16 protein-coding genes are annotated in these 23,097 nt (G+C 45.5%); 13 read left to right on the forward strand and 3 right to left on the reverse strand.

What is annotated here, in order from left to right:
- Positions 1–254 precede the first annotated feature (254 nt).
- From ACQY73_RS24685 to ACQY73_RS24715, 7 genes are all read left to right on the forward strand, one after another.
- Positions 255–3,263, forward strand: a complete 3,009-nt coding sequence (locus ACQY73_RS24685) for a SusC/RagA family TonB-linked outer membrane protein (RefSeq protein WP_428656124.1) — start codon at positions 255–257, stop codon at positions 3,261–3,263.
- A 29-nt stretch (positions 3,264–3,292) separates the two neighbouring features.
- Positions 3,293–4,771: a RagB/SusD family nutrient uptake outer membrane protein gene (locus ACQY73_RS24690; protein ID WP_428656126.1), complete on the forward strand. Its 1,479-nt coding sequence runs from the start codon at positions 3,293–3,295 to the stop codon at positions 4,769–4,771.
- 105 nt (positions 4,772–4,876) lie between these two features.
- Entirely contained in the window at positions 4,877–6,037 is a 1,161-nt protein-coding gene (locus tag ACQY73_RS24695; RefSeq protein ID WP_428656128.1) for a hypothetical protein, read from the forward strand.
- 1 nt (position 6,038) lies between these two features.
- Positions 6,039–7,841: an FAD-dependent oxidoreductase gene (locus ACQY73_RS24700; RefSeq protein ID WP_428656130.1), complete on the forward strand. Its 1,803-nt coding sequence runs from the start codon at positions 6,039–6,041 to the stop codon at positions 7,839–7,841.
- Between the two features lie 111 nt (positions 7,842–7,952).
- A complete protein-coding gene (locus ACQY73_RS24705) occupies positions 7,953–8,942 on the forward strand; it encodes an FAD:protein FMN transferase (protein WP_428656132.1) in 990 nt (329 codons plus the stop codon).
- Positions 8,943–8,983: 41 nt separating this feature from the next.
- The gene (locus tag ACQY73_RS24710; protein WP_428656134.1) at positions 8,984–10,891 is read left to right on the forward strand and encodes a cellulase N-terminal Ig-like domain-containing protein; all 1,908 of its coding nucleotides are present in this window, start codon (positions 8,984–8,986) and stop codon (positions 10,889–10,891) included.
- Positions 10,892–10,979: 88 nt separating this feature from the next.
- On the forward strand, positions 10,980–13,487 hold the full coding sequence (locus ACQY73_RS24715) for a glycerophosphoryl diester phosphodiesterase (protein ID WP_428656136.1): 2,508 nt from the start codon (positions 10,980–10,982) through the stop codon (positions 13,485–13,487).
- Between the two features lie 34 nt (positions 13,488–13,521).
- Here the strand turns inward: ACQY73_RS24715 and ACQY73_RS24720 are convergent, their stop codons facing one another.
- Together ACQY73_RS24720 and ACQY73_RS24725 are read right to left on the reverse strand one after the other, a co-directional pair.
- A complete protein-coding gene (locus ACQY73_RS24720; protein WP_428656138.1) occupies positions 13,522–13,668 on the reverse strand; it encodes a hypothetical protein in 147 nt (48 codons plus the stop codon).
- Between the two features lie 31 nt (positions 13,669–13,699).
- A complete protein-coding gene (locus tag ACQY73_RS24725) occupies positions 13,700–14,188 on the reverse strand; it encodes a DUF6934 family protein (RefSeq protein WP_428656139.1) in 489 nt (162 codons plus the stop codon).
- Here ACQY73_RS24725 and ACQY73_RS24730 point away from each other — a divergent pair.
- From ACQY73_RS24730 to ACQY73_RS24750, 5 genes are all read left to right on the forward strand, one after another.
- Positions 14,175–15,884, forward strand: a complete 1,710-nt coding sequence (locus ACQY73_RS24730; protein WP_428656141.1) for a sodium:solute symporter family protein — start codon at positions 14,175–14,177, stop codon at positions 15,882–15,884. The two genes, ACQY73_RS24725 and ACQY73_RS24730, sit on opposite strands and share 14 nt — an antisense overlap.
- Before the next feature lie 89 nt (positions 15,885–15,973).
- Entirely contained in the window at positions 15,974–17,983 is a 2,010-nt protein-coding gene (locus ACQY73_RS24735) for a glycoside hydrolase family 2 protein (protein ID WP_428668536.1), read from the forward strand.
- Positions 17,984–18,080: 97 nt separating this feature from the next.
- Positions 18,081–20,417, forward strand: coding sequence for an FAD-dependent oxidoreductase (locus ACQY73_RS24740; protein WP_428656144.1), 2,337 nt, complete (start codon positions 18,081–18,083; stop codon positions 20,415–20,417).
- Positions 20,418–20,566: 149 nt separating this feature from the next.
- Positions 20,567–21,160 carry a DUF4142 domain-containing protein gene (locus tag ACQY73_RS24745; protein WP_428656146.1) on the forward strand — a complete coding sequence of 198 codons (594 nt, stop codon included), beginning with the start codon at positions 20,567–20,569 and terminating at the stop codon, positions 21,158–21,160.
- Between the two features lie 65 nt (positions 21,161–21,225).
- Positions 21,226–21,429, forward strand: a complete 204-nt coding sequence (locus tag ACQY73_RS24750; RefSeq protein WP_428656148.1) for a DUF2188 domain-containing protein — start codon at positions 21,226–21,228, stop codon at positions 21,427–21,429.
- A 321-nt stretch (positions 21,430–21,750) separates the two neighbouring features.
- Here ACQY73_RS24750 and ACQY73_RS24755 read toward each other — a convergent pair whose 3' ends face one another.
- Complete coding sequence (locus ACQY73_RS24755) at positions 21,751–22,284, reverse strand: hypothetical protein (protein ID WP_428656149.1); 534 nt, start codon at positions 22,282–22,284, stop codon at positions 21,751–21,753.
- 330 nt (positions 22,285–22,614) lie between these two features.
- Here ACQY73_RS24755 and ACQY73_RS24760 point away from each other — a divergent pair, with 330 nt between their 5' ends.
- Entirely contained in the window at positions 22,615–23,043 is a 429-nt protein-coding gene (locus tag ACQY73_RS24760) for a hypothetical protein (RefSeq protein ID WP_428656151.1), read from the forward strand.
- The last annotated feature ends 54 nt before the right edge of the window (positions 23,044–23,097 follow it).

The raw sequence follows: 23,097 nt of genomic DNA on the forward strand, positions 1-23,097 counted from the left end.
TTGTCTGTTTTGGCTACAAAAGGGGATTGTTGAAAATAAAGTCAGTGTTTAAACAAAAATACTACTATCGCTACCAGTTTCGGGAAAGTTCCCGATAGTTTTTGTGGTTAAAATTCAATTTTTTCTGTTGATTATTTAAAAACAGCGCCTAATTTCAATCAAAATCGTGATTTGAACGCCCCTAAAGGCTTTTTAAACATTGTTTTTCAAACCCTAAAAAATTGTATAATTTCTATTTTTAAACCTCTAATCCTATGCCGGTAAAATTACGATTATGGATACTGGCGTTTGGTTTCATCACCAACGCGTATGCCCAAGACCTGACTATACGAGGTAAAATTACAGATGGCTTGGGAGCCACTTTGCCCGGAGTGAATGTGACGGTAAAAGGCACTCAAAAAGGAGCCGTTTCAGACGGCGACGGCAACTACCAATTGACAGCAGTACCCAATAACGCAACCTTAGTGTTTTCGTTCATTGGTTATTTGAAACAGGAAATTGATGTAAAAAATCGCACGGTAATTGATGCATCGCTTCAAGCCGATGTCAAAGCCCTCAACGAAGTCGTTGTGGTGGGTTATGGTACACAACGCAAACTGGAAACGACCGGCTCTATTGCCTCCATCAAAGCTGCTGATCTGGTACAAACGCCCATTTCTAACGTGGCGCAGGGGTTGCAGGCGCGGGTATCAGGGGTACAGATCACGCAAAACTCATCGGCGCCGGGTGGAAACATCAGTGTTCGTATTCGCGGAACTAACTCCATCAACGGATCTTCTGAGCCGCTGTATGTAGTGGATGGAATTCAGATCTCAAACGGCGGTGGGGTAAACGAATTAAGCCCTTTATCGCAGATCAACCCGAATGATATCGAAAGTGTAGAAGTCCTCAAAGATGCCTCTGCTGCTGCCATTTATGGGGCACGCGCCGCCAACGGTGTAGTATTGATCACCACCAAACGCGGTAAAGCAGGAGTAACCCGCGTTACGTACGAAAGCTACTATGGTTCGCAGGAAGTGACCAAACGGGCGTCGGTCATGAATGCCACAGAATTTGCTACATTGGAAAATGAAGTATACAAAACCAACGTTTACGCTGATCCTGCTTCATTGGGGCAAGGAACTGATTTTCAAAGCCTTATTTTTAGAAAAGCCCAAATTCAAAATCACCAGTTAACAATCGCGGGCGGCTCTGAAAAAACACAATTGTCATTGGCGCTCAATTATTTCAACCAGGATGGTGTCATTATAAATTCCAATTTCAGCCGTTATTCACTTCGGTTGAACCTCGACCACCAGATCAATAAATGGCTCAAAACAGGAACCAGTTTATTGTACACTTATTTGACCAACGACCGTATTCCAACGGGTAGCAACAGTATTGATGGTCCGGCCGTAACTTCCAGCATTTTGGGGGCTGCATTGGGCGCTCCTCCTACGATGCAGCCGTACCGTGAAGACGGTTCTGTGCTTCCTTTTGGTGACCAATTCAACGGACGTTACCGTGAAGCAGCCAACCCGCTCGGCTTGGCTCAAATTCTCAACAAAACCACAACGAGCCGTTTGTTAGGCAATATCTATTTTGACTTTGCCTTGGCCAAAGGATTAACCTATCGTGCTAATTTGAACCTGATTCAATCAAACAGCTTGACGGATACCTACTCGCCTCGCTCAATCGTAGGTGCGGGAGATCTGGCAGCGGGCGCAGGGTCAGCAGGAAAGACTAACTCTAACGGTATCAATATTTTACACGAAAGTTTGCTGACGTATGCTACACGAATCGGCGAGCTGCATTCATTGAAATTTACGGGGGTATTTGCCACGCAAAAACAAATGAGCAACAGCAATTCGATCTCGGCGAGCAAGTTTCCCAATGATGCCACCGTCAACGAAGCGGTGCAGTTGGCTACTGACCGTACCGTTTCAAGCAGTCGCAGTGCTGACCGTCTGGATTCGTACATGGGACGTATTAATTACGGTTTTAAAGACAAATATTTTGTGGACGTAACGGCCCGTTTCGACGGTGCGAGCAAGTTCGGTGAAAACCACAAATACGGATTTTTTCCGGCGGTATCTGCGGCATGGCGGGTGATAGAAGAGCCTTTTATGAAAGGCCAAAATCTGTTTTCTGATTTGAAACTGCGCGCCAGTTACGGTATCACCGGAAACGCCGCCGCAATTGGAGCCTATAACTCTCTGGCGTTGGTAGGTTCAGGAAGTGACTATAGCTTTAACCATATTTACACAACAGGAATTGCACCAACGGGCATTCCTAATCCCGATTTGCGTTGGGAAAAATCTACACAGGCCAACATCGGTTTGGATGTCAGTTTGCTGAACAATCGCATTGGTTTGGTGGTAGATGTGTACAACAAGCGCACTCAGGACCTGCTTTTTGTAAAATCGCTGCCGTTGTCATCAGGTTATGGAACCATTACGGGTAACTTCGCTTCGTTGGAAAACAAAGGGATTGAAATCGCGGCCAATGCGGCCATTTTGAGCGGTGAGTTGAAATGGAACGTTTCGGGAAATATCACCTTCAACCGCAATAAATTGCTTTCGCTTGAAGGAGCAACTAAGGAATATGCGGTCAATAACTTCAGTGTATTGCAGGTTGGACAACCATTGGGAATTTTCAAAACCTACATTTTTGACGGTTTGTACCAAACGGGCGAAAGCATTTTGCCCGGTTCTGACAGCCGCTTGGGTGGCCATAAAGTACGTGACGTGAACGGCGACGGTGCTATCTCTGCCGCTGACCAAGTGGTGACGGGCAATGCCAATCCAAACTTCATCTTTGGTTTCTCTACCGATCTGCGTTATAAAAACTTCGATTTCAGTGCTTTCTTCTCGGGGGTACAGGGAAATAAGGTGTACAACTTGATTCGCTACACGTTTGAAAACCCACTCGGCGGTCGTAACCTTTACCAAGCGGTAGTTAACCACTGGACGCCGACCAATGCCAACAATGAATATGCCAGCGTATTGCAGGGAGGACGTTTGCCGCTTTCCGATCGGTTCATGGAAGACGGCTCGTTTGTTCGTTGCAAAAATATCACTCTGGGCTATACTTTACCAAAGATCAAAGGATTGCAAAATGCACGTATCTACGTGAGTGCGAACAACTTATTTACGTTGACAAACTACTCCGGCTTCGACCCTGAAGTGAACACTTATGGTAATTCCAATACCATTATCGGCGTGGACAATCTGGTGTACCCCGTTGCGAAATCGTACTTGGTTGGTTTGCAGGTTTCATTTTAATCAGTGTTCCATAATCCTTGAAAATCAAAATGAAAAAGATACTTATTTCGCTCTCGCTGGTCTTGGCTTTGTCGGCATGCGAGCTTCAGGAAACTCCGTACTCGTCTATTTTTACGGAAAACTTTTACAAAACAGCGGGTGACGCAGAAGCCGCCATTACCTCCGCGTATGCCGCTATCGGCGATCTGTACAATGGCCCCGCGCCGCTGATGGATTCTGATTTCAGCGCCGATCAAGTGTATCCGCGCCCCGTGGTGGCTCGTAACACCTATACGCTTTTTACGTACGACCCGGCCTACTCGGCAGCGGTGAGTTTTACGCGTTCGTTTGAGTCGCCGATCCAGACATGGTTGTCTTGCTACAAAGGCATTGAAAAGTCTAACTGGGTCATTGAGAAAGTGCCTGCTATTGCCATGGACACCAAACGTCGTGATGAAATTGTGGGGGAAGCCTTGTTTTTGCGCGCCTATTTTCACTGGATGTTGACCAAAAATTTCGGCGATGTACTTATCAAAACCACGGCCAGTACTTCATTGGAAAATGCCGTTGTGAAAAAGAGCCCCAAAGCCGATGTCTACAAACAGATTTTTGCAGATTTGGATAAGGCAGTAGGGTTGTTGCCTTCTTATTCAGCTACGTTGGTGAAAGGCCGTGCTTTCAAAGAAGCAGCCATTGCACTTCATGCCAAAGCCGCACTTTATGCGGAAGATTGGGCGTTGGCTTTGCAAAAAGCACAGGCTGTGATCACCTCCGGAAAGCACAGTCTGATGCCCGATATAAAAGATGTCTTTAACGTCACCAAAGAAGATGCCGCACGGGTTGAAAACATCTTCGCGTTTGAAGCAGAAAGCACTACGCCCGGCCGCAGTTCGCAAATCATGGGTTTGTACGCGCCTGTAAACAGTGCTGCGGTAGAATATGGTAAAACAGGGTTTGGGTCTATTTTTGCTTACCAATCGTTTTTTAATTCGTTTGATCCGAAAGACAAACGTCGCGGTTTGTTGGATACCACTTACCTCAATACCCAAGGCAAGATCGTATCTCAGAAAGACATTACGCCCATTACGAAGCAGGGCGTTTTGGTAAAAAAATACCAAGATGCTAACTCTGTCGGAGCAAACCACGCGGTAAATATCCAATTGTTACGCTATGCGGATATTCTGTTGATTGCCGCCGAAGCAGAGGCGCGTCTCAATGGCGGTTCAGCTGCGGCATACGGCTACATCAATCAGGTGCGTAAAAGAGCAGGTTTAGCCGATTTAACAGCGGGCTTGAGTAAAGATGCCTTCATTGCGGCCCTGTTGCAGGAGCGTTCGTGGGAGTTGTTTGCCGAAGGCGACCGCTGGCACGATCTTACCCGTACCAACACGTTCATGACCGTGATTCCAAAAGCCGTCAATGATGTGTATCCGGTACGGACTCCTTCGCCTAAACACCGTTATTTCCCCATTCCGCAAGACGAGATCAATGCCAATCCCGGCGTAGAACAAAATCCTGACTGGAAGTAAAATAATAACGTCGGCTAATAACGTCGGCGAGGTTTGGAACGGGGGTACGGTGCGCCGTTGCGACCCAGCCCTCGCCGACGTTGATAAACCCCACCGGAAGTAGTTGTGCAGGTATATAAACACATAAAACCCATCTCGTTTTTCAGTGCGTTTTTTCTCAGAGCGTGCAGGATTGCAGGTACCCTGTGTGTTTTATTATCGGTAACAACTACCGTTTTTGCCCAAACCCCGGCGAAGGCGAAAGAATACACGGTGACGATCAACGACACTACGGAGTACACGTTGCAATTGGCATTTGATGACGCCGGGCAACCGCTCTATTTTTTCAGCAATCTATTTACACCGGTTTGCCTTACGGGCGAGTGCAAACCGGTGTACATTAACTTTTACTGGGATTTGTTGGGCAATTACACCCGCTTTGACTTTCCGCGTGGCGCGGTGTTGACCCGCATGGACCACAAGCCGTTCAAACCCGAAGACTACGAAAAGTTACAGGATATTCTGGCAAATAAGAATTCGTTGTTGAAAGAGGTTTCGATGGAAGATCTGGTCGGAAAGGGCACTGAAAACTTGGCTGATTCCGTGGATGCCAAGGCAGGTGCCACGCTCAAAACGGTGAAAAATGAAGTGATCGACGGGGCGGTGTATACTTGTTACACACTATGGCACATTGCCCACGGAAAGGTGGTGCCGGAGATGCAACGAATTACCGAATCCTTTAAAACGGACGCGCTGTTGCACCGATTCCTGACCGATAACAATCATTATTATCAATATTGGGCAATGGAACGGGTCATGAACGCGGAAGGTATAGTTGCTGCTGATTTTCAATCGGATATACAGCAAGTCATGCGCAGTAAGAACATTTTCGCCGCTCGTTATGCTCTGCAAAAAGTCAATAAAGCATTCTTTGCCAACGCCGCCCGGCAGCAATGGTTATGGGAAACCTATCAATCGGCGGCGTATCCATTACAGGTCGTTATTCTGAAAAAGATGATGGCGCTCCCTCTCACAGAGTCACTTGCCGATCAAGCGGCGCAACGGGTGGGAGCGGCTAATCAGGAACAAGCCGGCTTATTGCTGAAAGTATTGGCGACTCAACCGAAACTTTCAGAGCGAACGTTACTGGCACTTGCCGATCAGCTTACCAATGAAAATTCTGCCGCCGAGGTATATCGGCTTTTGGAATCACACCGACCGAAGAACCGAACGATACAACAACAAATGACCCACTACAAACACACACACAACCTAAACGATAAGTAATATGCAACCGCTACTCCGAACGCTCCTCTTACTGTTTATATCGCTGAAGCTATCGGCGCAGGATCACGTTTTTCTGGAAACGGAATCCTTCACCGATAAAGGCGGCTGGGTTATTGATCAGCAATCGTTTGTGGTCATGGGCTCGTCGTACCTCATGGCGCATGGCATGGGTCGTCCGGTCAAAGATGCTGCAACGACTGTTCAGTTTCCGAAAAAAGGAAAATACCGTATTTGGGTACGTACCAAAGATTGGGCACCGTTCCCGAAAGGCCCCGGTAAATTTCAGATCGTACTGAATGGCAAAGCCCTCAATCAGGTTTTTGGCGAAAGCGGTTCTGACGTGTGGAAATGGTATCCGGGCGGTGAAGTGGAAGTTCAAAACGAGCAGATGAGCGTGGCATTGCACGATTTGACCGGTTTCAACGGTCGCTGCGACGCGATTCTGTTTACGAATTCATCAACGTTTAGTCCTCCTGAAAAACTCGACGCGATGAACGCTTTTCGTAAACAACAATTGAAACTGACCGATACACCAACCGAAGCCAACAACTTTGATTTAGTAGTTGTGGGAGGCGGTATTGCCGGAACCTGCGCCGCTATTTCTGCCTCACGCATGGGTCTGAAAGTGGCTTTGATTCAGGATCGTCCGGTGTTGGGAGGTAACAATAGTTCAGAAATACGCGTGCATTTGATGGGCGATGTTGACAAAAACCATTACCCAAAACTCGGCCGGATCGTACGTGAAATGGACAACGGTGACCCCGGCAACGGTAATGCGGATGCCAAAGAATACGGCGACGCCCGAAAAACGGCCATTGTAAAAGGAGAACGTAATATCTCGCTGTTTTTGAATACCCACGTGTATAAAGTGGAAAAAAGCGGAGATAAGATCGTGGCCGTTGTTGGTCGCGACATTGCAACAAATAAAGAAACCCGATTTACGGGTACATTCTTCTCCGATTGTACCGGCGACGGAACCATCGGCGAGTTGGCAGGTGCAGAATTTAGAATGGGCCGCGAAAGCAAAGCCGAGACCGGCGAATCCTTGGCTGCTGACAAATCAGATAATTTTACGCTGGGTACATCCAATCTTTGGGCGTCGCTGGAGCGCGACACCGTGTCGTCATTTCCGGAAACACCCTGGGCAATTCAGTTTTCCGACGAATACCACATCGACGAGGCCAAAGCCGATTGGCAATGGGAAACAGGCTTTGGAAATTTCAATACCATTACCGATGCCGAAAAAATACGCGATCATAACCTGCGAGCCATCTTCGGCAACTGGTCGTATTTGAAAAAGAACAAAGCGGCTAAATACGCCAAACGTGAACTGGCATGGGTGGCTTACATAGGCGGCAAGCGCGAATCGCGCCGGTTGATGGGCGACCACGTGCTGACCCAAATGGACATTCAGGATGGCAAACAATACCCCGACGGCACCGTGACCGCAACTTGGACCATCGACCTGCACTTTCCGGATGAACGCAACAAAAAGTATTTTGAAGGGCAGGAGTTCTTTGCCGGCACAAAGCACATTAAAGTGGCTCCTTATACCATTCCGTATCGTTGTCTATACTCCAAAAACATCAGCAATCTGTTCATGGCCGGGCGCAATATCAGCACAACGCACGTTGCTTTTGGCAGCACGCGGGTAATGCGTACCTGCGGTATGATGGGCGAAGTCGTCGGTTTTGCAGCTTACCTGACCAAAAAATACAACACCTCGCCCCGTGGCGTGTATCAGGAGTATCTGCCCGAATTGATGGCGATCATTAAAGACGAAACCCCGCCGGGCAAACCTTAAAACATAGATAAAGCTGCTGAACTCATTGGAAAGTGGCTCGCAAAAACTTTCCAAGTTTTACAATAGAGAATCAGTTCTAAACTTGGAAACTTTCAGTATAAATTACCACATATGAAACCGACGTTCCTCCTTTTACTTGTTTTCATTCCTGCTTTTGGGCAGGGGCAGATGGATGCGTCTTTGGGGGAATTGATGATTAGTCTGACGGGAGAAACGCAGGGAACAACGTATCATATCAAGTATTGCGACGAACGACAAAGTCCGTTTCAACGGCAAATTGACTCACTGTTGGCGGATATTGACAAATCTCTATCCATTTATCGGCCTGATTCCGAGATTTCGCAGTTTAACAGGTCAATGAGTCATCGCTTTCAGTTGCCGCATTTCTACGCCGTACTCAAAAAATCAGCCGAAGTGTTTCGTGATACAAAAGGGGCTTTTGACCCGACCGTACTGCCCTTGGTAGAAGCCTACGGATTTGGGCCGACAAAAAAGCCGAAAGGAATGTTGGTGAATGCTGATTCTCTTTTGCAATACGTTGGTTTTCAAAATATTGTATTTGATTCGATCTCGGTGGTGAAACAAAAAGCCAACATTCGTTTAGACCTTAATTCCATCGCGCAGGGTTACAGTGTAGATGTGGTAGCGGGCTTTTTGGAGGCGCAGGATATTAAACAGTATATGGTAGAAATTGGCGGAGAAGTTCGGACAAAAGGCCGGAAAAATGACGGACAACCGTGGACCATAGGCATCGAAAATCCGCTCCATCCAAATCAGTTGCAGACCAAAATAAATTTACACGACCGAGCCATGACCACAGCGGGAAACTACCGAAATCGGTACGAGGTCAATGGTCAGGTTTTCAGTCACATTATCAACCCCAAAACGGGAGAAATGGAGCAAAGTTCTATCCTGAGTGTCACGGTTTTTGCAGAAGATGCCATTACCGCCGATGGATACGATACCGCTTTTTTTGTCATGGGGATTGACGCGGTCAAACAGTTTTTGGTTACTCGAAAAGATATAGACGTTTATATCCTTTATACGGATGATGCCGGCCGGTTGAAAATATTCTCAACCGACGGTTTAAAGAATTTGTAATGAACCGGCCGGTGAGTCCGGTCGCACTAAATGATAGCTCAATGCGCGTATTTTTTATTTTACTCATTTGCTGTATTACGACATTCGCTCAGAATGAAAAAGCGCAGGTTCTGGTCAATCAGGCCGGTTATAATCTGGGTGAATCCAAGCATTTTGTGTGCGTTGGTGCCAAAGATGGTGCAAAATTTAAAATTATTAACAACACGACGAACCAAGTAGTATTTGAAGGTGAAATATTGAATCAGGAAGGTTGGTTTACTCGCTTCAATCCTGTATCTAAAGATGAATTTCGGGTAGAAGTGGATGGCGTAGGTACTTCTGTCCCGTTTTGGATTGCCGATCATTTACTTGAAAAAATAGCGTCAAAACTCGGCTATGAATTTTTTATTGATGTACGAGGTTCCGAAGACCCGATCAATGCCAACCTGCCCAAAGTATACGGGGGCGGGCCGTCGCGGGATGGTGGGGCGTATGGGTTGGAAACCATTTTTGAATGCCTTCAATACGCGTCCAATCCTGCCCTTTATGACCGTTGGAAAACAGAATTTGGCGATAAAAATGTGCCCGATCTGATAGAGCTTATCCTTTGGCACGCCGAGTTTGCCTACGCTCACGTGGCCTACCAAGGTCCTGTGGCCAATCGCCATGGCTCACTCGGTTATGAAGGTCAGTCTAGGATGCAGTACGATTATTGGAATTTGTTGGATCAACTTTCGGTGGTGTGTGCTGCCTATCATGATTTTCTGAAGCCGTATTTGCCCCGTGAAAAATACCTGAAATACCGTCAGGTGTGCAATGAAAAATGGATGGAATACGAACGTCATAAAGTAGTGCGCTACTGGACGTACAGTGTTAAATGGGTAGATGCCGGTTTTCAGGAATTCAATGAAATGGGCAATGCCTACGGCCAATCGGTTTTCAGTAATCTGTTTATGTATTTGTGCGAAAAGAATGAAGCCGACGGCAAACCCGGCAAATACCTGAAATGGGCGCAGGAAAGCGCGACTGACATTATTCAAAACTGGGATTTTAATAATCCGCGCCACATGTGGTGGATTCGGAATGCGGAGCATATTACCCCACAGGCGTTGGCGTATTTTCTGTTGATCGCTCCTGAGCACGCGCCCAAAGGAACCAAAGAAAAATTAAACGCCTGGGCTACCCACATGTATCAAAAGACCAATAATTTTTGGAAATACCGGGTCCACAGCGAAACAGAATGGGCGCATTCTAAAACCAAAGAACTGGGCGGAGCACCTGCGTTGGGCGGTTCGATGTTTGCCGTAGCCTATTTGTTGAAAGATACACGGCTACGCGATTTGGGTTGGGCACAGGTAGATTTTGTGTTTGGCGTGAATCCCGTAGGGGCACATTTGAGCAACAAAAGCAAAGAGCGAGTCGACATCGGCGGCTATTGGGAAGGCGTTGAAAAAGGCTGGCCCGGAGCGCATCCCAACGGTTACGGAATGTTGGGTAAAGTACGTGGCACGCTCGACGGTTCGCCGTTGGATAAAGATTTTCAAAAAGTAAAAGTAGTCACTACGAATGGAAACGAAGGCCAAGACATAATCAGTAAAGATGCCTATGCCACCGAAGGCTGGTGCGTATCAAACCGAGGATGGCAGGCTACGCTGACATTCTCAACACTTGGAAGTCAACATGTGAAAGTGTTAAGTCGGGAAGGAAAAGAAATCAACCGGGCCAAAGCCGGTGAAACGGTTATCCTCGAATTAAAAGCGGCTCTGAACATGGATTGGAACCGGGCTGAGAAAGGGCAGGTCTTATTGGCCGTAAATGGAAAACCGGCAACTGCCATTGAGGTAACCGAAACGGGAGAAAACACGGGCATTTTCCGGACATCGTATAAAATTCCAACGTCGTGCCGTTCACTCCAATTGTCGTATGGAACGTTGGGATTTGCTAAAATAGCAGATTTGGTTATGAGATAACTTTAATAATAGATAGAAGTAATTAAAAAAAAGCCTCGGAGAGGTCGAACATTGATTTGTTCCTCATTTTTTAACTAATAAATGGTAGATGAAATTTAAGTTATTAACTATCTTCTTTTTCGGTTTTTGGATTGATACTTTCAGTCAATCTTCCAAACCTTTGGTGTTGGAAAGTTCTTCCATAAAAATGCGGTGGGAAAACAGTTCTCAGGGTTGGCAACTCAAAACTGTATCGGTAAAGAAGGGGCAAACCTGGACGAATCTAAAAACGCCTTCGGGCGAAAACACCCTGCTTTTCAGTACCGAAAAACCAAAAACTACGCCGGATTCGGTTTTTAAAGCCATTACGGGCGAAAAGTTTCCGGAAGATATTTACCATTACCAAGCCAAACAATGGGCCGAAAGTATCAATCCTGTTTCACTGAATACGGCAGGAACAGCCTTTCATTTTTTTGCCAAAAACGGCCGGCAAACTGCTGCTAATACCTTGACTTTCGAGCATGAAACGGACGCCGCCAAAGTAAAAACTGAGTGGAACTTTGATGCAAAATTTCCTACCGATATTATTGTTAAACAAACGATTACTACCAAAACCGCCGGCTACTTTTCGTTGGCTACGCCCACGATTGCTCCTGTGAATGAAGCAGATATGGCTTGGGCGTCGGTGCCGGGGTATTTTCAGGGGAATTTTATGCAACCCAATTTCGCGTTGGCCTATGCTTACGGACATGGCGTGCCGGTACTGCCTGCGGTCTATCGTGAGCGGTCGGCAAGTACGTTGAGTCCGTTGGTTTCTACTAAAAATGGCATTACAATTTCCGTCATTCCGGACCCAACACTCTGCCGCGACCCGTGGGAGAAAGACAAGAACACGCATCAAAGTTGGAACATTGGACTTTCGCACAAAAACCGCAAATCACAACTGTCTCCCACGCTGTATTACCCCGTATTGGGTGAACCCAAATCCGAGTTGAAGGCGGGCGATGTAGTGACGTACTCGTTTCGTTACAGCCTGATCGACGGAGACTGGTTCAAAGCCATCAACCACGCCGCTTATGACATTTTTCAACTTAAAGAAGCCCTCTCGTTGCGCCAAAGCAAGCAATCGCTGACCGACCGTATTCAAAAAATGCACCATTATCTGACTGACCCTAAAACGTCGCTTTGGAATATTGAGGAGTACAAAGGGTTGAAAATAGGCGCACAGTCGTACTTGGGCGGTGTAGTTGGTTCCAACAAAGACGCCATGAAAAATTCCGATTACGGCGCGATGTGGATGTTGGCCAATGCAACCAAAGATACCTTACTCATCAAAAATGTATTGCCTTATGCGCTCAATTTCAAGATAGTGCAGCAAATCACCGACGAAGGTTTTTTCAAAGGCTCGTTGGCGGGACAATACTATTTGTCAAAACCGAAAAAGTTTACCGAAGAGTGGGGGGAAGTGGTGGAACCTATTGCCGTGACCTATTACACAATGTTGGATATTGGTAACCTATTGCTTTTTGAACCCAATAATCAACCCCTCAAGAACCTATTGCAGTCAGGTACGGAATGGTTGTTGAAAAATCAGAAAGCCAATGGAAGTTGGGCTGTGGCGTATGACCGCAAAACAGAACAGGAAATATACCGTGATATTCAGGATGTGCGGCCTACATTCTATGGCTTACTGGTGGCCTATCGCATTCTGAAAGACCCTAAATACTTGGCTGCCGCCCAAAAAGGAGCCGATTGGTTTGTAAAAAATGCCGTTGAAACAGGTGGTTTTTTGGGTGTCTGCGGTGATGCGCGATACGCCCCCGATTTTGCCACGGCGCAGTCAGCGCAGGCGTTGTTGGATTTGTATGATTTTACCAAAGATGCCAAATACAAAAATGCGGCTATCACAGCGGCCAAGGTTTATACCGCCTCAATTTATACGCACCCGATTCCCAATCATGCGCTCAAAACTGTCAATGGTAACCAACGCGAAGATTGGGAGATCTCGCAAGCGGGTCTGAGTTTTGAGCACGGCGGTATTTTCGGTTCTTCCAACTCACAAGGGCCGATTCAGTTGGCAAGTCACGCAGGCATGTTTATACGCATGTACCAATTGACGAAAGAGCCTATTTTTGCGGATTTGGCACGGGCCGGGGCGTGGGGACGTGATGCATTCGTAGATGCCAAAACGAGCGTAGCTTCTTACTATTGGCAAGCCATGAATCGTGGCGCAGGGCCGTATCCGCACCATGCGTGGTGGCAAATCGGCTGGATCAACGATTACCTCATGGCCGAAGCCGAACTTCGTTCCAACGGGCAAGTGAAATTCCCGCGTGGATTTGTCACACCTAAAGTAGGCCCGCATCAAGCCTATGGTTTTGCGGCGGGGACGGTCAATGGGCAAAAAGCCAACTTGATGGTTAATGAAAATATAGTAAAAGTAGACAACCCTGTGATTGACTATATTTTAGCTGAATCAGAAAAGAAGGATAAAATCTTTGTGATATTGCTCAATAATCGTGCTCAGGCTACTGATTTTCAGATAACTGTAAAAGGGAAGACAATGAAGAAACAACTTCCTGCGGTTGGGTTTGAAGTAATAACGATTGAGAAATGAGTTTGACGGACTAAAGCAAAAGAAGTGAGTAAAATTACTTTCGCTTCAAGACAGATAAGTCTGTTTGAGCTAAGATTTCGTTAGCCTTTGCCAATTTATCGGAAAATGGAATTTTTCCGTCTTTTGATTTGAGAGCTGCTAACTTTCTTTTTTCAATTTTCGGAATAGTCTTGACTTTCATGGAGAGAGAATTTTAAAATAAAGTTAAAGAATTATTTTTTTCTAATCAAGAAAGCTTGGTATGGACGGTTTGAAACAAAAGGCTCTAATTCGTTATTCTTAACACCAAACAATTCATAAATAGAATCAAGGGCATAAAAATTATGGTTGATTGCAATTCTATAAAGACGATTGCGAGCGGGTGAGTTACCTGAGAAATAGATTTGATGATGAGGAAATAGAGAAAAATAATGGCTCACAATTTGAAAAGTTGTAGCTAAAACTTTTTCAGTATCACCATTATCTGTTATCACGGCATCATCAACTGCATTTGTTAAGGGGTTAACATCTCCCAAAGCAAGATTATAAATACCCATGAAAGATGTTTCCTGAAAAGCAATGACTTTATTTATAATGCCTTTTGAACCAATGATTTCGAAGAAAAACTCAGTAGAGTTTTGATTTGAATAAAATAAATAACTCGGGTAGTTCACAAATACATTTTTTACAAAACTAAGCAAAACCGTTTTGAACTCAACCATTGATACCGCCGTCATCTTCATCTTCTCGGCCTTTGTGCTGGCCATTGGGATGTTGTTTGCCCGAACAGGACGCAACCTCAAATCCTTCTTTGCGGGCGGCGAGGCTGTGCCTTGGTTCATTGGTGGATTGTCTCTTTTTATGTCTTTTTTCTCGGCCGGAACCTTTGTGGCGTGGGGCTCCATTGCGTACAAACACGGTTGGGTAGCAGTTACCATTCAGTGGACCATGTGCGTGGGAGCCATTGTAACAGGGCTGTTTTTGTCACCGCGCTGGCGGGCAACGGGCAATCTTACGGCGGCGGAATTCATACGTGAGCGCCTCGGTGAACGTGTTCAGAAAACTTACATCGGCATTTTTACGTTGGTTTCGGTCTTTATTAAAGGGTCGGTGCTGTATCCCGTTGCCAAATTGGTGAGCGTTTCGTTAGGGTTTCCGTTGGTAGAATCCACCATTGTATTGGGGCTGTTTATGATTGCGTACACGGCTGTGGGCGGGTTGTGGGCCGTAATGGTCACCGATATTCTGCAATTCGTGATTTTGACGGCTGCGGTGTTTATTTTGTTGCCGCTTTCGTTAACCAAAGTGGGTGGTTTTGAGAAATTCACTCAAAGTGTTCCCGCTGATTTTTTTGACTTGTTGCACGGTGAATATACCTTGGGTTTTGTGATGGCATTTGTGCTGTATCACATTGCTTACATTGGTGGTAACTGGACATTTGTACAACGGTATACCAGTGTTGACAGCACTAAATCCGCTCGAAAAGTGGCGTTTTTGTTTGCCGGGTTATACCTTGTCAGCCCTATGATTTGGATGTTACCGCCCATGATCTACCGTGCACTCAATCCCGGTTTGGTAGGTTTGGATACTGAAAATGCGTACCTGCTGATTTGCAAAGCGGTATTGCCGCCCGGTTTGTTGGGGTTGATGTTGACGGGAATGTATTTCTCAACGTCGGCCAGTGCCAATACAACACTGAATGTGGTTTCGGCAGTGTTTACCAATGACATTTACAAAGGATTTATCAATCCGAAAGCCTCTGATAAACAGTTGATTAAGATAGCCCGCCTTTCGTCTTGGGGCTTTGGCTTGGGAATGATTGTCATTGCTTTATTGGTTCCCGCCGCAGGTGGGATTGTGGAAGTAGTGCTGAGTATTTCGGCCATTTCAGGCGGGCCGTTGTTAGCGCCGCCACTTTGGGCATTATTCTCCAAACGCATCAATGGAAAAACCACGTTTTGGATTACCATTATTGGACTAACGGTCAATCTATTCTTTAAAGTGCTGTCACCGTGGCTGTTAGATTTCAAATTGAGTCGGGCATTGGAAACTATCATCGGTATTGGCTTGCCTTTGATATTGCTCCTTACCTATGAATTGTACGCCCGTTCCAAAGGCCTGATTTCCGAAGAATATGAACAATACCTTGCCACCAAAGCAACACGTAAAGCGGCCAAATTAGCTGAAACAGAACAAGAAGCCATCGAAATTAAACGCCAAAACCGTTTCGGAATGCGAGTTATTGCGGGAGCGTTGGTATTTGTGGCAGCGGTATTATTTGGATTGAGTGCATTCGCCACAGCAGGAGCGATGGTGACGGCAGGAATTGCAGTGGTGATTCTTTTGGGGGCCCTAATTCCGTGGCGAGCAGCACAGAAAATTCAACTTCCAATAGGGGAGCCAACTGTAAATGTATAACTCAATTAACCCCACCGCTTTAGCGTGGAGTAATGCAAAAACGAAACTAATAGGGGCTTTAGCCCTGACAATCAATTGATAAAATGCGTATGAAATTAGTCGGTCTATTCTTTCTCTTCTCTATCACTGCTTTTGGACAATATACTATTCGGCAATCAGACGCTGTTCCCTTGCACGGACAATGGTCGTTTGCGATGGATACGCGCGAGGTAGGTGAGGCAAAAGGTTGGTATAAAGATAATTACTCCGTCAATGGTTGGGATAAAGTAACGGTTCCACATTGTTTTTCAGTTGACCCGCGCTATCAATTTTATACCGGAACGGTCTGGTATCGGAAAACATTTCTTTGGCAGCCACAAACGGGAAAACGTGTCATTTTGCATTTTGATGCAGCTTATTATAAATCGGAAGTTTGGCTCAACAACCAAAAAGTAGGTACGCACGAAGGCGGGTATACTCCTTTCCACTTTGATATAACCGACTTTCTGAAGTCAGGCGATAACGTTTTAGCTATTTCCATTAACAACGATACATGGCAAACGGGCTCCATTCCCGGCGCGAAAGACAACGGAAATGCCAACGACCCGTTTCCCGGTTGGATCAATTATGGTGGACTGATTCGGCCTGTGTATTTGACTGTTGAATCGGAGGTCTATTTGGAAAATCTCAAAGTGGAAGCTACGCCGGATTTAGCCAAAGGGACAGCTACAGTGCGCCTGAAAGCTCGGATTCGCAATGCTTCAAAACAGGCTAATTCACCCAAGTTGAGTACTGTCATTTTATTGGGAAATCAGTCTTTAAAACCGGTTTGGAAAACAACTTCACCGTCCATTGCGGCGGGACAAACGGCCGTAGTGGAAGCGGAAACTTCACTAAAACCAAATGAAGTGAAATTATGGAATCTTGATGATCCTTCTTTATATCAACTTCAGGCGGTGATCAATGGCGATACACTTGCAACAAATTTCGGCATTCGAAAAGTGGAAGTGCAAAATGCGCAATTATTGCTTAATGGCCAACCAATACGATTGGCGGGTGGAAATCGAGTCGTTGATTATCCCGGGTTAGGCTCATTGGAGCCGGATTGGTTGGTCGAAAAAGACTTCCGATTGATGAAAGAAGCGGGAATGGAATTTCATCGTCTGACGCATTATACCCCAAGCGAAACTTTTTACGATTGGGCTGACCGTTACGGAATGCTCATCATTGCAGAGCCGGGCAACTGGCAGCTCACACCAACTCAAATGGCTAACGATACGATTCGTACCAAATTTCAGCAACAGTTTCGGGAAATGATGGAGCGCGACTGGAATCACCCAAGTGTGATCGCGTACAGCGTGGGCAATGAGTATTTGTCGGAAACACCGTCGGGTCAACGTTGGACCAAAGACATGATGGTGTATGGACGAAGCCTTGACCCAACGCGACTTTACACTTTTGCTTCCATGCGGCTCAATATTTTGCCCGCCAAACCTGAAGACGAAGCAACGCAATACTGTGATTTTGTATCAACCAATACCTACGGAAACCACGCCAAAGTATTTGACCATATTCATGCGCTGTATCCTGATAAACCTATCTTGATCAGTGAGTGGGGAACACGGGCTGACAATGCTGCGGGAGAAACGGGACAAGTAACGCATTTAGAAAGTGTAATGGCCGAAATTAGAAAACGACCATACATCGTTGGGGCGTCGTGGTGGTCTTACAATGATTATCAAAGTCGACACGTGGGAACAAATCCTAACGGCTATCGTCCGTGGGGATTGGTAGGGCCGGAGCGTGGTCAGCGGCTTTTATATGCAGCTCACCGTCGCGAAATGTCGCCCGTTACATTGGAAAAAGTGAGTTATACCGCAGGAGGACAGGGTCAGCACCAATTGGTGGTTCGGGTAAAAGCTCGGAATGATTTTCCGGCGTATGCCATTAGAAAGTATGTGTTGAAAAGCAACGGAACAGCCGTGACGATTCCTGATTTGTTGCCGGGACAAAGCGCCGAGGTCAGTGTGTCGGTACGAGGCTTTGAGCAAAATCTAAAGGTGGAAGTGATGAAACCAACAGGTTTTTCGGTGGTAACACAAACGTTTGAATTGAAATAAATTAAACCTATAAGCCGGGCCGCCGGAGCGGTTTCCAAAACATTATAGGTTTGGCAATAAAAGCTACGATTAATACGAATTTTCGAAAGCGATAGGGATGATTAAAGCAGAAGCAACAGACAAAAGAACACCTAAAAGCATAACGCTGAACGCTGACTTGGCAGTGGTAGGAGGAGGCTTATCAGGGTTATGTGGGGCGATCACAGCGGCCCGGGCAGGAATCAAAGTGGTTCTTGTTACCGACCGCCCCGTATTGGGAGGCAACTCATCAAGCGAAGTACGTTTGTGGGTATTGGGAGCGACGTCTCACATGGGCAACAATAACCGCTGGGCGCGTGAAGGAGGAGTAATCGATGAATTATTGGTCGAAAATATGTATCGTAATCCCGACAGTAATCCCCTGATCTTCGATACTATTTTACTCGAAAGAGTAGTCAGCGAACCAAATATTACGCTTTTGCTCAATACTTCAGTATACGATTTGGAGAAATCATCGCCTGATACCATATCAAAAGTGTATGCTTTCTGTTCCCAAAACTCAACACAATACGAACTCGTAGCACCGCTTTTTTGCGACGCATCGGGTGATGGTATTTTGGGCTTTTTATCGGGAGCCGCTTTTCGCATGGGCGCGGAGTCGAAAGAAGAGTTTGGAGAGAAATTCGCTCCTTCCAAAGAATACGGCGAATTGCTGGGGCATAGCCTTTATTTCTATTCCAAAGATGTTGGCAAACCCATCAAGTATGTAGCACCGAGTTTTGCACACGATGTGACCCAAAAAGTGCCGAAATTTCGCACCTTCAATTCGCAGGAATTTGGCTGTAAACTCTGGTGGATCGAGTACGGCGGACGCCTGGATACGGTGCATGATACCGAAACCATCAAATGGGAGTTGTGGAAAGTGATCTATGGGGTGTGGAATTACATCAAAAACTCGGGCAATTTTCCCGAAGCGGCAAACCTCACTCTGGAATGGGTGGGGCATATTCCCGGCAAACGCGAAAGCCGTCGTTTTGAAGGAGATTATATGCTGATACAACAAGATGTTGTGGAACAACGTGCTCATTATGACGATGTTGCCTTTGGCGGTTGGTCCATTGATTTGCATCCGTCAGACGGCGTTTTTTCGGAAATTGGTCAGTCAAGTTGTAATCAGTGGCATAGCAAAGGAATTTACGGCATCCCTTATCGGTGCCTGTATTCCAAAAATATCAGTAATCTTTTTATTGCCGGACGCATTATTTCGGCCAGCCACGTAGCGTTTGGGTCGTCGCGAGTGATGGCGACGAGCGCGCACGTTGGGCAGGCAGTGGGCATGGCCGCTAAATTGTGCACTGAAAAAGGGCTCTTGCCTCGTCAGCTTTCAGAAACGCAACATATTGCGTCTCTACAATTGGAATTACTTAAGGCAGGACAGCATATTCCCAATCTACGTTTGCATGATGTGGAGGATTTAGTGCAACAAGCTACCGTTTCGGCAAGTAGTGAATTAGCTTTGGAGGAATTATTGCCCTCCGGTGAGCCGCAACCATTGGAGTTTTCGGTAGCGCAAATGATACCGCTTCGAAGTGCTCACAACGTCAGCGAGGCTCAAAGCCTCGCCGACGTTAAAATTAAAACCATTATTCACCCGTACGCCGACGAACCTACCGAACTGGAAGTAGAACTTCGAATTTCGAGCAAATCCGACAATCATACCCCCGACGTTATCCTTGCAAAACGGACGATTTCGTTGCAAAAAGGGCGTAATTGCGTGCATTTGGAGTTTACGGCGAAAGACTTTCTAAGTCTTCAAGACTTAGAAAGTCTTGGGTATGCTTTTCTGACCCTTCAGAAAAATCCAAAAGTGAAAATCCACTATTCAAATCAACGAATTACGGGCATTTTGTCGGTTTTCAATACTGTAAACGAAGCCGTTTCCAATTATGGTAAGCAAGAGCCCGTCGAAGATATTGGCGTAGATACGTTTGAGTTTTGGTGTCCGCAGCGCCGCCCGGCAGGAAAAAATCCGGCGTTGAAGTTTGAACCGGCCTTACAGGTGTTTGAAGCAGAGAATATTCGTAACGGACTTCAACGACCAACCAATCAACCCAACGCGTGGGTGGCTGATTATAAAGACAAAAAACCTGCATTACATCTGAATTGGTCTGAAAAACAGCTTATTAAAAGAATTGTTTTGCATTTGGATACTGACTTTGACCATCCCATGGAATCGGTGCTTATGTCGCATCCCGAAAACGAAATGCCGTTTTGCGTAAAAAATGTGCGGATTCTGAATGATAAGAATGAAGTAATTGCTCAAATCAGCGATAACCACCAAAGCATACGAACAATCATTTTGGAACAGGCAGTGGAAACACAATCACTCAGAATTGAAGCAGAGCATCCTTCGGCCAACGTCCCGGCTGCGTTGTTTGAAGTGAGATGTTATTAAGATTTCATAAGTAGAGAAATAGGTTAAATTTTAATGTAAAAGCGAGCGACAATAGTCGTTCGCTTTTTTGTGGAATAATGGGCATAAAAAATACCGGCACGAATTTTTTTTAGAAAGCCATGTTATTCAACCTTTTAAAACGAATTATTATGAAAACAAAATTGATTTGGGTGTCGGCTCTCGTGATGATGTGGGGCTTCACCGCCTGTAATTCTTCAAGTAACAGTGAATCTCAGGAAGCGGCAAAAGATTCTACAGAGGCAAGCATTGATGCCATGGCTCCTTCTGATTCCGCCGCAATGGCCATGAAAGAAGATGCCGATTTTATGATGGAAGCTGCCAGTGGCGGTATGATGGAAGTGGAGTTGGGGCAATTGGCGTCCAACAAAGCAGTATCGTCTGATGTGAAAAAATTTGCTAAAATGATCGTAACAGACCATACCAAGGCCAATAACGAATTGAAAGCATTGGCTTCCCAAAAGAACATTACGATCCCTGCCATGCTTTCGGAAAAACATCAAAAAATGGTCAATGATCTTACCGCTAAAACCGGGAAAGAATTTGATAAGAAATACATAGATATGATGGTGGATGACCATAAAGAGGACATCAAAAAATTTGAAAAAGCGTCTGAAAAGTGCAATGACGCCGATGTGAAAGCATTTGCCGCCAAAACACTTCCTACGTTGAAACACCATTTGGAAATGGCGGAAAAAACGGAGAAAATGACCGATAAAATGTAAAAAATGAAAGGAGTGATATTGCTCCCGGATGGAATGTACATAATCAACTTTTAAATTCTACAGCTATGCCTTGGACAAAAGATGATTTTCCGCCTTCCATGAAAAACCTGACAAAGCCCGTACGCGACAAAGCAATCGAGATCGCGAATGCGTTGCTGGAGGATGGTAGAGAAGAAGGAAGCGCCATTGCCATTGCTACTTCCAAAGCAGAGGAATGGGCCGAAAACAGAGGAAAGAAAGTCAAGAAAGAAACAGCTGCTGCAAAGTAGCACTATTTCTGAACGTAACCCCAAAGGGGAATTTTTTACCACAGTTTGGGTAGTATCTGACGCATACGATCAGGGCTTTTCATCTTACTTCAAAAGAAGGATGAAAAGCCCTGATTTTTTATTTTGAAATGGGTAACTGGGAATGTAAAACTGAAAAATATAGAACCGAGAAACTGCAAAATGTAAAACTGACAAACTGAAAAATGATTAGTGCTTCAAAAATGAACACTGGCTTTATTGCATTTAATACAAAACAAAAACAACCCGATGACATAAGGCCATCGGGTTGTTTTATATATTAAAAATGAGTGTTCCTTATTATTAATAATGAACTGATTCACCTTTATTTTGGGTCCAGGTATCATTCAAATAACGGGCATCTTCTTCATTTTTGGGTTTAACACCCATGAAGATTCCACCGTCTTTGATGCCTTTTTCATACACTACAGCTTTATCTTCGGGAATACCGGAGCCTACCAGGGCACCAACGAGGCCTCCGGCTAACCCACCGGCTCCTGCCCCTGCAAAGGCTGCCGCTACAGGGCCTGCTATTATAAGCCCCAATCCCGGGATTGCCAAGGTGGTTCCTATTGCCGCAATAGCCCCCGCTATGGCTCCTATTGTTCCTCCAATGGCAGAGCCGACACCTGCTTTTTCCATGGCCTTGTCGCCCAGTTCGGTGTCATAATCATCATCGTTAAAATACTTTTTGCGTGTATCGTCCGACATAACCAAGTTGACATCGTCTTTTGTGTAGCCGCGTTCGCTCAATGAGTCATACGCTTTTTCGGCACTTTCGCGATCTTTGAATAGGCCGGTCAAATGGCGATCTTTTACATTTGTGTTAGTTTCCATAACAATTGATTTTTGGATTTAAATTAGAATAGCCGTCTTTCGGCCGATTGTTAAAGAGCTTAAACTATTATACCGGCAATAAAGAATGAAGCGTAATTTCAGTGAAAAGCTAAACAGAAAGCAGATAGGTTAATTGATTGAAAATTAGCTTGTTAAGCAGTATTTTTTTTCTGAAATGAACCTCAGAGACGTCCACTCGCAGGTTATCAATTAAAAACAAAGAGGGGAATTTTCGGAAAAGCAGATAGGGGAAATCGGGAATTGGTGCCCCAAATAGGATGACCGGCATAGCTTTTTCTACTTTATTGGAAACAAACACCTTCAAGAGCTATGAAATATCAATATGAAGAAAAGACACTTGTAGGTATCCTGCAAGACTTAAAAGAAAGAGGCTATACGCTCGATTTTGGCACAGAATCGTCGGAGGAATTTATGAAAAAAGTAACGTTGGCTGAAAAACGCCATTATGCGCCCGCTACCACAGATACCGATCCGCATTTGGTAGACCTCTACGTACGCGAAGTACATCGGCTCGAAGGAATGTCTGATCCTTCAGACAATACCATCATCTACGCCATTGAGACCGCAAAGGGAGATAAAGGGTTTCTGATCAATGCGTATGGGGTATATAGCGAAGACAAACAGGTTGAAAAAGAAGCCATTACTCCTCAGGAAATTTCGCCGGAACAGACTTACGATAATAATAAGACCGACGAAGCTGCCAAGGAAGACAATGAAATAGATGTAGCTGTGGTGTAACTATACGCACCGTCAGAGAAATTAAAAGGCTATTTCCGGCGTATCAAAATGTTG

This window comes from Runella sp., assembly GCF_965279615.1.
Taxonomy (GTDB): Bacteria; Bacteroidota; Bacteroidia; order Cytophagales; family Spirosomataceae; genus Runella.